6 protein-coding genes are annotated in these 13,913 nt (G+C 41.3%); all 6 read left to right on the forward strand.

Translation table 11 applies throughout. The features are described from left to right. Positions 1 to 3: 3 nt before the first annotated feature. The 6 genes from HMPREF2794_RS24755 (at position 4) to hepC (ending at position 13,825) form a co-directional block, all read left to right on the forward strand. Positions 4 to 3,156 (forward strand): SusC/RagA family TonB-linked outer membrane protein, encoded by a 3,153-nt coding sequence (locus tag HMPREF2794_RS24755; protein WP_010537304.1) that lies wholly within the window; start codon positions 4 to 6, stop codon positions 3,154 to 3,156. A 12-nt stretch (positions 3,157 to 3,168) separates the two neighbouring features. After that, positions 3,169 to 4,860 (forward strand): RagB/SusD family nutrient uptake outer membrane protein, encoded by a 1,692-nt coding sequence (locus HMPREF2794_RS24760; RefSeq protein ID WP_070752975.1) that lies wholly within the window; start codon positions 3,169 to 3,171, stop codon positions 4,858 to 4,860. Positions 4,861 to 4,960: 100 nt separating this feature from the next. Further along, a complete protein-coding gene (locus HMPREF2794_RS24765) occupies positions 4,961 to 7,888 on the forward strand; it encodes a chondroitinase family polysaccharide lyase (RefSeq protein WP_070752977.1) in 2,928 nt (975 codons plus the stop codon). Between the two features lies 1 nt (position 7,889). Beyond that, entirely contained in the window at positions 7,890 to 10,325 is a 2,436-nt protein-coding gene (locus HMPREF2794_RS24770) for a glycoside hydrolase family 95 protein (RefSeq protein ID WP_070752979.1), read from the forward strand. A gap of 184 nt (positions 10,326 to 10,509) precedes the next feature. After that, positions 10,510 to 11,796, forward strand: a complete 1,287-nt coding sequence (locus tag HMPREF2794_RS24775) for a DUF4995 domain-containing protein (RefSeq protein ID WP_070752981.1) — start codon at positions 10,510 to 10,512, stop codon at positions 11,794 to 11,796. A gap of 28 nt (positions 11,797 to 11,824) precedes the next feature. Further along, entirely contained in the window at positions 11,825 to 13,825 is a 2,001-nt protein-coding gene (gene hepC, locus HMPREF2794_RS24780; protein ID WP_055271193.1) for a heparin-sulfate lyase HepC, read from the forward strand. Positions 13,826 to 13,913 lie beyond the last annotated feature (88 nt).

Consider the following 13,913-nt stretch of genomic DNA (forward strand, 5'->3'; position numbering starts at 1 on the left):
ATAATGAATACACATAAATCTATAGTGAACACATTGAGCAAAAGAGGGTATCTCACCCTCTTGGCTCTCTTGATAGCAATCACCTCCTTCGCTCAGGAAATTACAGTGAATGGTACGGTGCTCGACGAGACTGACACTCCTTTAATTGGAGCAACCATCCAGATAAAGAATACTCAAAAGGGTGTAATCACAGACTTTGACGGAAAATTCTCTATCAAAGCAAACAATAATGCAACATTGGTAGTCAGCTATATTGGTTACCAGAATCAGGAAATCAAACTGAAAGGACAAAAGAACCTGAACCTCAAACTTATTCCGGACAATGCTATGCTGGACGAAGTGGTAGTCGTAGGTTATGGCAGCATGAAAAAGAGCGACTTAACCGGCTCTGTTTCTTCCGTGGCAGCCAAATCTATCGAAGGTTTTAAAACCGGATCCGTAGTAGAAGCCCTCGGAGGTCAGATTGCCGGTGTACAAATCACCCAATCGGATGGTACTCCCGGTTCTGGTTTCGATATCAAGATTCGCGGTGTCGGCACAGTAAACGGAGATTCTTCTCCGCTTTATATCGTCGATGGCTTTGAAGTGAGTGATATTGACTACCTTCCTAATTCTGATATTGAATCAGTCGAAGTATTAAAAGATGCTTCTGCATCAGCTATTTATGGTGCTCGTGCTGCCAATGGTGTAGTTTTGGTCACTACAAAATCCGGTAAAGAAGGAAAACCAGTTATTACTTATAACGGCTCTGCCACTTATCGTAACATTCCTAAAAAACTGGATATGTTGAGCACATATGAATTTGCCGCATTACAAGTAGAACTCAATCCGACTAAATACGGAACAACCTACTTTCAGGAAGGAAATGATGCTGACGGAGTACCTTATCGTCATCAAACTCTGGAAGATTATCTAACCGATCCGGGAATTGACTGGCAGGGTGAATCGTTCAAGCCGACTTGGTCTCAGAACCACGATTTCAGTATCAGTGGCGGTACAAAAGAAACTAAGTATGCTGCCTCCTTCTCACATTTCGATGAAAATGGTATCTTCACAAACAGCGGTTATAAAAAGAATGCAGGTAAATTGCGTATCAACCAAAAGATTAATAAATTCATTACCTTCGATGCCACTATCAATTACGCAAATACTGTGAAAGAAGGTATCGGTACTTCAGGTACCGGAGGAACACTGAATATGCTATCTAATATTCTGCGCTTCCGTCCTACCGGAGGTAACAGCGTTACAAACGATGAACTTCTGAATTCTGTATTCGACCCATTGGAACTAAGCGAGAACACAACTTACTCACAAATTAACCCGATCAAACAGGCTGAAGCTGTAAAAGACCGGAGACAATCTGAGTTGTGGGGAGCCAATGCCTCATTGACTGTCCAATTGATGAAAGATCTTACGTTCAAAGCATCTGCCACCTACAATACAACGAATACAAGAAGGGATATCTTCTATGGTGAAGACTCCAGCCAGGCATACCGTAGCGGTGGTGTTTATGGTTCTACACAAATGCAGAAAGACTTGCGTTGGCAGAGCAGTAATACATTGACTTACAGAAAGAAGATCAATAAGAAAAATACATTTGATGTCATGTTAGGACACGAATTCGCATTCAGGAGTTCAGAACTTCTGTATGGACAAGCTAAAGACTTCCCATTCGCAAATCTCGGTAACGACAATTTAGGAATAGGAGCTACTCCTAGTAGTGTATCTACTTCCAGAAGTGACAAGAAACTGTTATCCTACTTTGCAAGAGGTAATTACAATTTCGATAACCGTTACCTGTTCACTGCTACCGTTCGTGCTGACGGCTCTACGGTATTCTCTGCAAAAAACAAATGGGGATATTTCCCGTCATTCTCTGCTGCATGGCGTGTATCGGAAGAAAAATTCATGAAGAACATTACTCCGGTATCAAATCTTAAACTCCGTCTCGGATGGGGTACAGTAGGAAATGACCGTATCACCAACTATCTGTCTATGGATTTGTATACATCGAGCAAATATGGACTGGGACAACAAATGGTAACTGTACTGAATCCGAAACAACTGGCTAACAAAGACCTGAAATGGGAAGGTTCTACTACTGCCAACTTAGGTATTGATGTGGGTCTTTTCCAGAATCGCCTGAATCTGACAGCGGATTTCTTCTTAAAGAACACCAAAGACCTGTTGCTTGAACAAAAACTTGCTTATGTAACCGGATTCAACTCACAATGGCAAAATATCGGTAAAATTGAAAATAAAGGTATCGAATTGAATATCAATTCTACTAATATTCAAACCCGCAATTTTTTATGGCAGACAGATTTCAATATTTCATTCATCAAGAATACATTGAAAGCGTTACAAGATGGAACATCATACATACAGTCGGCTACTAAGTTCAACAGTAATTTCAACGGAAATGACTATATCTCAATCGTAGGATCTTCTCTTGGACAGATGTATGGATATGTTTTTGACGGTGTATACCAAACTTCTGACTTCAACATGCTCCCTAATGGTACTATGCAACTGAAGCCCGGAGTGGCAGACATCAGCAAACATGCAGGAAAAACAGCAGTACCGGGTATGGTGAAATATAAAGATATAGACGGAGACGGTATCATTACGCCTGACGATCGTACTACCATCGGAAATGGCCAGCCAGACTGGTATGGAGGTATCACCAACACTTTCAATTATAAAAATATTGATTTTAGTTTCATGTTCCAGTTCCAGTATGGCAATGACGTTTATAATGCGACACGTATGTTTAATACACAATCGCAAGACGAACGCAGTAACCAATTGGCTGAAGTTGCCGACCGGTGGACTCCGACAAACGCTTCTAATCGCGTGCCTTCTGCGAAAGGGTATGTGAAGTATGAATTATACTCACGCTTTGTTGAAGACGGTTCGTTCCTCCGCTTAAAAAATGTAACTTTAGGATATACACTTCCCAACAAGTGGACCAAGAAAGCATATATCAACCGCCTACGTGTGTATGGTACGGCCCAGAATTTATTCTGCCTGACTAAATATAGTGGTTATGATCCGGAAGTGAATATGAAAAGCAGCCCGCTCATGCCAGGATTCGACTGGGGTGCTTATCCAAAAAGTAGAGTATTTACATTTGGCGTAGAAGTTCAATTCTAAACAAAAAAGACAATGAAAAAATTCAAATACTACTTATGCACATTAGCCTGTGCAATCACCGTTTCATCTTGCTCGTTAGATGAAACCAGCTATACAGAAATTGAGAAAGGAAACTACATGAAGAATGCAGCAGAAGCTGAGAATGTGCTTCTGGGTGTATATCGTGACATGGTTCAGGATGGTATTTACGGTTTCCACTTATCCTTGTATTTTACTATTCCCAGTGATATAGCCAAAGTAACGGGTAATAGTACTGACGGACTCCGTCTGATTCCTTCTAATGCTTATACCAGTTCACAGACCGAAATCGCAACGACATGGGCTAACCTGTACAGTGCTATCTATGATGCGAACGATTTTATCGAAACACTGGGACAAAAAATAGGAACCTATGACGAAGGCAACTACAAGAAAGCAGCTGTTTATATGGCAGAGGCGCGTTGTCTGCGTGCCATGTACTATTTCGAGTTAGTACGCTGGTTCGGAAATGTAGCATTGATTACCAATACGGCTCAATCCCGTCAGCATCCATCTACCTTCACACAAGCTGATCCGGCAGATGTATACAAATTTATAGAAGCAGATTTGCAATATGCCATCGACAACCTGCCTTATGCAGTAGATGATAATATACGTTCCGACAACAGTTTCCGTCTCTCCAAAGGCGCCGCACTCGGATTGTTGACTAAAGTATATGCTACTTGGGCAGGCTACCCTGTACATGATACAAGCAAATGGGAAAATGCAGCGAAGACTGCTAAAATTCTGGTCGAATCGGACAAACATCATCTGCTTTCCGACTTCGAACAATTATGGAAGAACACTTGTAATGGCGTTTGGGATGGAGACGAGAGTCTGATCGAAGTAAGTTTTTATGCTCCAACTGTTACCGGAGTATCAGCTAATGACCCTTGTGGACGTATTGGCAAATGGAACGGTGTACAGGCAAGCGGTATCAGAAGCGTTCGTAATGCCGGTAACTGGCGTGTTATCCCAACTTTCCTGCGTGACTGGAAAGATCGTGAAAGCGATAACAGATGGAAGTATTCTTTTGCTGATTACAAATATGGTAAAAACACCGAAACCGGTGAAGACGGAGTCAAGCTCGTAATCAATACTAGCGGCAATATTGAAGACGCTATTAAAGACGACGCAACAGACGCATTAAAGAAAGCGTATATCGATAACGTATGCCCGAGAAAATGGGATACAGAAGAATATGTGAACAGTGCCAACTACTTGGTTGATGCCAATCTTTCCAACATTAACTGGTACATATTGCGTTATGCCGATGTATTGCTTTTATATGCCGAAGCTTTGAATGAATGGAAACAAGGACCGACCGATGAAGCGTATAAAGCTATCAATATGGTACGCAGACGCGGCTTTGGTCTTCCGGTAGAAACCGACAACAGTGCTTCAGACTTATCCGGAATGTCTTATACCGAATTCCAGCAAGCTGTACGTAATGAACGAGCTTACGAACTGGCATTTGAAGGACATCGCCGACAAGATCTGGTACGCTGGGGAATCTATTATGAAAGTATCAGAAAAACATCTCAAGATTTAGTGGATTGGTATAGTGGCGGTTACGGATATTATGTTTGTGTCGATTATACCAAAAAGAACAAGAATGAGCTACTCCCCATACCACAACAGGAAATGGATATATGTACTCAATTTGATCAAAACCCGGGATGGTAAATAACCTCACCATAATATAATATGAAAGCGTTACCGAAGAAATCCCCTTTCTTTCGTAACGCTTTTATTTAATCATTCAGTCCACAGATTTCTATATACCATGAAAAAGAATATTAGCACAGCCATTCTTCTGATATCTTTAGCTATCAGCCAATCAGCATTCTCTCAAATCTATTCATTTGAGAATGGAATAGTACCCGAAGATTGGAAAGCGGATAAAGGGACGCTCAGCATCTCCTCCGAAAAATATAAGTCAGGTACTCAGTCACTCCAAATCAATTGGAAACAAGGAGATATCCTTACCATCCCCTCACCTGCCGGTATTTCCGAAGCATGCAAAAGTAAAAATGGAGGTATGAATGTATGGATTTATAATGAATCCCCCATCAAAGAAAAGATAGTCTTTTCTTTCAGAAATGAGGCTGAAAAAGAAGTATGCCAACTCCCCTTTCTACTCAATTTTAAAGGTTGGCGATGCATTTGGGCTAAATTTCAAGGAGACATGAATATGCCATCTAAAAGTAGTATTCAGTCTGTCGAAATACAATTTCCGCAACATACCAGAAAAGGAGTCACTTACATCGACCTTTTAGAATTTACACCTAAAGTTTCCTGGCAGAATATGTCAGATGCACAATATAAAGTGAACCGTACTGACTACAGCTTAATTCCCGACTTTACAGGCTATAGAAATGCTATTCCAAAAGTAGAAAAAGTAATCACAGATAAAGATGATCAGATTACGGTAATTACAAACAGACTAACAGCATGGTATCTTGGCAGCGAACAGCAATCATCCGAAAAGTGGGTGAAAATGAGAAGAGAAAATGAAAAGGTATTTATTCAAAATGGCCTGAAAGCTGCTCAAAAGATTAAAATACAATATAATGAAGATCGTACTCCTAAGGGAGAGCCATTATTTCCAATGGGTGCACCCAGTACCATAGATGGAATAGAAGCCAAGAAATTCAGAACAATCAACGAAAACATCTTGCTCCCGTTAGCACTGGATTACCGTAAAAATAAAAATGCCCAAAGTCTTAAAAAAGCACTTTATATTTATGACTGGTTCAACGACCAAGGTTGGGCAGACGGTAGCAGCATGGGAACCTTATGTTTTGAAAAGCTGAGAAGTTCGGGCTATTTTCATTCATTCTTCCTGCTGAAAGATCAATTATCTCCTGAACAATTAGAGCGTGAACTTCAGTCACTAAACTGGTTTACCATGTTCGAAATATGCTATCAACTTCCTTCGCACCCGGGCGAAGTAGCAGACAACCTACGCGCGCTGGCTATTCCCAAACTAATATATGCTCTATCACAAAACAAAATACAAGAAAGAGAAGTTGCCCTGACCGCATTCAAGCATTATATGGATAACGCATTAGGTATTGCACCGGGATTCTTCGGAACGTTCAAAGCCGATTTCTCCGGCTATCACCACAGAGGGCCTTATAATAGCGCCTATTACCCTCATGCACTTTACGCAGGTGCATTAATCGCCTATTTGTTACACGATACTCCTTATGCACTGTCTGAAACGACCTTGCATAATCTGAAACAAGGATTATTGACTTTCCGTTTCTTTTGTGCCGGTCTGGATGTACCTGCCGGAACAGTCGGACGCTTTCCGAAAGGACAACAGATTCTAGAGACTTTGTTACCAGCATTTGCCTATACCGCTCTGTCATTTAAAGAACCGGATAAAGAATTGACCGCCGCTTTTAAAGGAATACTGGAATCCAGTGATAATAAACAGGCCATTACAGAATACATCAGCAATGTGAACTCCAATCTGGCATATACCAGCACCGTAGGAGAAATTGAGTTAATGGCTCAATTGGCATCAACTTCCATTACCAAAGAAAAACCTGTCACCGGTACACTCTTTATGCCTTATTCCGGATTATTGGTTGCCAAAGACAGTCTTTTCCATTTTAATATCAAGGGATTCAGCCGCTATATATGGGACTTTGAATCTTCTGCTACAGAAAATACCAAAGGACGTTATCTGGCATATGGTCAAATAGAATATTTTGACTTTAAAAACAGACACAAATCCTTTAACCCGCAAGAGCTTGACTTTGACTGGAATTATATTCCGGGAGCTACTACTAAAGTATTACCTGATAAAATATTACAAGATAAAGGTGGTTCCAGTTCCGGACATCGCAATTTCTCTGATGAAACATTCTTAACAGGGGTATATGCTTCTGATAAAAACGCCATGTTTTCTTTCAAAATGCACGACATCACATATGATCAATCATTCCGTGCCAACAAATCTGTATTTGTATTCGAAGATTTTCTGTTTTGCCTGGGCTCGGATATCCAAACCAAAGATAAAAGATATCCGACCGTGACTACATTGTTTCAGTCATTCAGCAGAAATACCGGTGAAGAAAGAATACCGGAAGGATATATCCTGACAGACGCTTCACTCATGTATGCAGTTAAAGGAGGAGCCGTCCGAACATCTTGTGAGGGATCACATACACGAGCTTATATAGAACACGGGAATGCTCCGGAAGCAGCTAAATATCATTATTATATACTCAAAAATAAAAACAACGTATTAGCCCGTCAGTTATTGTCCAATGAGAGTCCGATAGAAGTGATAGCTCAAGATAATGATGCGCATATCGTTACTCATAAAACGAAAGAAATCACATGCGGCGCTCTCTTCAATGCACAGAAGACGTATGATGGGCAACTGGTTTCTCAAGTGAATATTCCGCTTTCTTATATACTGGAAAAGCAGAAAGACAATTCATTTAAACTCTCTGTCTATAAACCGGATATGAGAAGAATATCTCATGCACATATGGGGCTACTGACGGAAGAGGACGTGATACAACAAGAGAAGCCTTATGATACCCGGCTGACAATCAATGGACTATACAATGTGAAAAGTCCTCAAAAACCAGTGGAAGTATCCCTCGACAGGGAAAAGGATAAAACCTATATTACCATTTCTACTATCCGTGGGGAAAACTATACGCTTTTATTACAACAAGCTGATAATTAATATGAAGAATAGATTAATAACATTGTTTATTGTTTCCCTTGGCATAGCAGGTACCAATGCTCAAAACCATCTGACACTCTGGTATAAGTCTCCTGCAAAAGCATGGGAAGAGGCATTGCCTGTAGGAAACGGACGTCTGGGAGCTATGATTTTTGGAGATACTCAAAAAGAGAGAATACAATTCAATGAGAATACTCTTTATAGCGGAGAACCGGAAGCGCCCAAAAACATAAATATAGTACCTGATCTTGCTCATATACGCCAGTTACTTGGTGAAGGAAAAAATGCAGAAGCAGGCACCATCATGCAAGAAAAATGGATTGGCAGGCTGAATGAAGCTTACCAACCTTTTGGAGATTTGTATATCGACTTTGATTCCAAAGAAGCTGTTACAGATTATATGCACTCGCTGGATATGGAAAATGCAGTGGTTACAACTTCTTATAAACAAAACGGCGTAGACATAAGCAGAGAAGTTTTTGCATCCTATCCGGCACAAGCTATTGTCATACATTTGAAGTCTTCCAAACCTGTTTTAAATTTCACCGCCTATCTGGCTTCACCACATCCTGTAACCAAGGAGTCCGATTCGCAAGTAGTTTATCTGAAGGGACAGGCACCTGCACATGCCCAGCGGAGAGACACAGACCACATGAAACGCTTTAACACTCAACGTTTGCATCCGGAATACTTTGATGCTTCAGGACACATCATACAGAAAAAACAAGTGATTTATGGAAACGAAATGGATGGAAAAGGCACTTTTTTTGAAGCATGTCTACTTCCAACCCATAAAGGCGGACAATTGTCCATTTCAGACAATCAGATCACTGCCCGGAATTGCAGCGAAGTGACTCTCATGTTGTATGCAGCCACCAGTTATAACGGACCACGTAAAAGTCCGAGCAAAGAAGGAAAAAATCCGCATCAGGCGATCATGAACTATCGGAGAATCAGTGAGGGAGAAACCTACAAAGAATTAAAGAGGCAACACACCACCGACTATCAGGCTTTATTCAACCGAGTATCTTTCGATCTTCCTGCGAATAAACAGCAAAAAGAATTACCTACAGACGAACGATTAAAAAGATTCAAAGATGAAGAAGACCAGGCACTGATCGCACAATTATTTCAGTTTGGACGCTATTTAATGATAGCCGGCTCCCGGGGTGAAGGTCAGCCCTTAAATCTGCAAGGTCTATGGAATGACCAGATATTGCCTCCATGGAACTCAGGCTACACTTTAAATATCAACCTGGAAATGAATTATTGGCCGGCAGAGGTCACTAATCTATCAGAATGCCACCAACCTTTATTCAAACTTATTGAAGAGATAGCAGATAAGGGAAAAGATCTTGCGCGTGATATGTACGGTCTGAACGGCTGGGCTATTCATCATAATATATCTATTTGGAGAGAAGCATATCCGTCAGATGGATTTGTATACTGGTTTTTCTGGAATATGTCCGGTCCATGGTTATGTAATCATCTGTGGGAACACTATTTATTTACTAAAGACGCCAATTTCCTGAAGAAATACTATCCGATACTTAAAGGCGCGGCCACTTTCTGTTCCGAATGGTTAGTCGAGAACAGCAAAGGTGAACTGGTAACCCCTGTCAGCACTTCTCCCGAGAATGCTTATCTCATGGGCGACCATACTCCGGCATCCGTTTGTGAAGGAAGTACAATGGATATAGCCATTATCCGCTCTTTATTTTCAAATACCATTCAAGCGGCAGAAATACTTCAGACCGATATGGATTTCCGTTCTGAGCTAATCAAGAAAAGGAATAAACTGAAAAAATACCAGATCGGCAGTAAGGGACAACTACTGGAGTGGGATAAAGAATACAAAGAAAGTGAGCCACAACACCGCCACGTATCCCATCTCTTTGGATTGTATCCGGGATGTGATATTACAGATAGTACTCCAGAAGTATTTAAAGCAGCACGAAAATCTCTGGATGACCGTGGAAATAAAACTACAGGATGGAGTATGGCATGGAAAATCTCTCTTTGGTCACGTCTATACGATTCTTCGAATGCTTATGAAGCATTGAGTAATCTTATCAATTACATTGACCCTCATATGAAAGCTGAAAATCGGGGTGGACTATACCGCAATTTATTGAATGCGCTTCCTTTTCAAATTGACGGGAATTTCGGGGCAACTGCCGGTATTACGGAAATGTTATTGCAAAGTCATAAAGGAAATATCCATCTGCTTCCGGCCTTGCCTTCAACCTGGAAAGAAGGAAATATCAAAGGACTCAAAGCAAGAGGTGGATTTACTGTAGATATGGAATGGAAAGAAGGAAAAATAACAGTTGCAAACATCACCAGTCCATATGAACAGACCGTCGAAATTGTTTATAATAACAGTATAAAAAAGACTCATTTCAATGCAGGAGAAAGAAAAAAGATCTCATTTTAAATAATCGAGAACAAGGCCATAGCCCCCTTGAAAAGGGTATACTTGACAAATTTAATAGTTTTTTCAACAAAACTAATAGTCGTAAATCTGTTTCAATGTCCTTTTCAACATTCGTATCATTTTAAATTAAATAGATCACCTACTTTTGCATCAGTTACAAAACTTCTAAAAACAATCACTTAAAATGAATAACATGAAAAAGAAACTTGTTCTCTTTGCTTCAGTTGCCATCGCACTTGCGTCGTGCCAAACAACTCCAAAGGAAGACTACAGTTGGATTAAAAAAGGGTTGGATGTAGCTTCTGCCCAATTACACCTTACAGCAGAAGAAATCGACGGAACAGGTCAGCTTCCACGCTCTATCCGTACAGGATATGATATGGATTTTCTATGCCGTCAATTAGAAAGAGATCCATCTACCTTTCAAGACTCACTCCGCCCGCAACCCACTCCCGAACAAATGGGCAAACGTCGTTTATGTGTAGTATACGACTGGACAAGCGGTTTCTTTCCGGGTTCACTGTGGTATGCCTACGAGCTGACAGGAAACGATACGCTGAAAGCAGATGCCATTCAATATACTAATCTTCTGAATCCGGTACGCTACTATAAAGGCACACATGACCTGGGTTTCATGATCAACTGCAGCTACGGCAATGCCGAACGTCTGGCTCCGAATGATACTATTAAAGCTGTCATGAAAGAAACAGCGGACAATCTTTGCGGACGCTTCAATGATTCTATCGGTACTATCCGCTCTTGGGATTTCGGAAGCTGGAACTTCCCGGTAATCATCGACAATATGATGAACCTTGACCTTCTGTTTACTGTAAGCAAATGGACCGGTGACAACAAATACAAAGATATTGCCATCAAACACGCTGTCACTACGATGAACAATCATTTCCGTCCTGATTATACTTGTTGGCACGTAGTCAGCTACAACAATGACGGTACGGTAGAGCGTAAACAAACTCACCAAGGAAAAAATGACGATTCTTCCTGGTCGCGCGGACAGGCTTGGGCTGTATACGGATATACTTCCTGCTACCGTGAAACAAATGATACCACTTTCTTAAACTTTGCAGTGAACATTGCTGACATGATTATGGAACGTGTAAAAACAGACGATGCCATTCCTTACTGGGATTATGACGCTCCAGTTACCGAAGAGACTCCTCGTGATGCTTCAGCTGCTGCTGTAACCGCTGCCGGATTCATTGAACTGAGTACAATGGTTCCCGATGGAAAGAAATACCTGGATTACGCAGAAAAGATACTAAAGAGTTTATCCAGCGATGCATATCTTGCCAAAGCAGGTGAAAATCAAGGATTCATTCTGTTGCACTCTGTAGGTTCATTGCCTAACGGCTCTGAAATAGATACTCCATTGAACTATGCTGACTATTACTATCTGGAAGCATTGAAGAGATTCATGGACCTGAAAGGTATCAATTACCAAAACATCTAATCAATAAAACCATCATTCTGATTATATCATGAATAAAACTATCAAATATATTGTCCTGCTGGCATTTGCATGTTTTGTAGGCAAGGGGTATGCACAAGAATTGAAAAGCGAAGTATTCTCGCTTCTCAATCTGGATTATCCGGGATTGGAGAAAGTAAAGGCATTGCACCAGGAAGGTAAAGATGAAGATGCCGCCAAAGCATTGCTCGACTATTATCGTGCCCGCACGAATGTGAAGACTCCGGACATCAATCTGAAAAATATCACCATTGGCAAGGAAGAACAAAAATGGGCGGATGACGGATTGCAGCACACATTCTTTGTACACAAAGGCTATCAGCCTTCGTATAACTACGGAGAAGATATCAACTGGCAATACTGGCCGGTGAAAGATAACGAACTTCGTTGGCAACTCCACCGTCACAAATGGTTTACTCCGATGGGTAAAGCATATCGCGTATCCGGTGATGAAAAATATGCCAAAGAATGGGCGCACCAATACATCGACTGGATCAAGAAAAATCCGTTGGTTAAAATGGATAAGAAAGAATATGAACTGGTAAGCGACGGAAAAATCAAAGGTGAACTGGAAAATGTACGTTTTGCATGGCGTCCACTGGAAGTCAGCAATCGTCTGCAAGACCAGACTTCACAATTCCAGCTGTTCCTCCCCTCTCCTTCTTTCACGCCGGACTTCTTAACCGAATTCCTTGTGAACTATCACAAACATGCCGTACACATTCTGGGTAACTACTCGGATCAGGGCAACCACCTGTTATTTGAAGCTCAGCGTATGATCTATGCAGGTGCATTCTTCCCTGAGTTTAAAGATGCCCCGGCATGGAGAAAAAGTGGTATCGATATTCTGAATCGTGAGGTTAACGTTCAGGTATATAATGACGGCGGACAGTTCGAACTCGACCCACACTACCATCTGGCAGCAATCAATATTTTCTGCAAAGCTCTGGGTATTGCGGATGTTAATGGATTCCGTAACGAATTCCCGCAAGACTATCTGGATACAATCGAAAAGATGATCATGTTCTATGCCAACATCTCTTTCCCCGATTATACTAACCCATGTTTCAGCGATGCCAAACTGACCAATAAAAAAGAGATGTTGGGTAACTACCGTTCATGGAGTAAACTGTTCCCTGAAAACCAGGCTATCAAGTATTTTGCAACAGAAGGTAAAGAAGGCGCATTGCCTGATTATATGTCGAAAGGTTTCTTGAAATCAGGTTTCTTCGTTTTCCGCAATTCTTGGGGAACGGACGCTACACAAATGGTAGTGAAAGCCGGTCCTAAAGCCTTCTGGCACTGCCAGCCGGATAACGGTACATTCGAGCTGTGGTTCAACGGTAAAAACCTTTTCCCTGACTCAGGTTCATATGTGTATGCAGGCGAAGGTGAAGTGATGGAACAACGCAACTGGCATCGTCAAACTGCCGTACACAATACTGTGACATTAAATAACAAGAATCTGGAAACGACAGAATCCGTGACTAAATTGTGGCAGCCGGAAGGCAATATCCAAACATTGGTTACAGAAAATCCCGGCTATAAAAACCTAAAACACCGCCGTTCTGTATTCTTCGTTGACAATACTTATTTTGTTATCGTAGACGAGGTGGCCGGTAGCGCCAAAGGTTCTGTCAACCTACACTATCAGATGCCTAAGGGAGAAATAGCCAACAGTCGCGAAGACATGACCTTCCTTACCCAATTTGAAGATGGAAGCAACATGAAACTGCAATGCTTCGGCCCTACCGGCATGACTTTGAAAAAAGAACCGGGATGGTGTTCCACTGCATACCGCAAACGTTACAAACGTATGAACGTTTCATTCAATGTGAAAAAAGAGAATGATGACGCAGTACGTTATATCACCATAATCTATCCAGTCAAGAAAAGCGCAGATGCCCCTAAATTTGCCGCTAAATTCAAGAACAAAACATTCAATGAAAACGGATTGGAAGTAGAAGTGAAAGTAAACGGAAAGAAACAGTCATTAAAGTATAATTTATAATATAGCGACCAGCGAGCCTCCGAAGCCTTTTTCCGTAGCAGGCATATATATCCATACGGAAATCAGGCTCCAGTGTCTCGCTGGTTAT

This window comes from Bacteroides sp. HMSC067B03 (assembly GCF_001811315.1).
GTDB lineage: Bacteria > Bacteroidota > Bacteroidia > Bacteroidales > Bacteroidaceae > Bacteroides > Bacteroides faecis.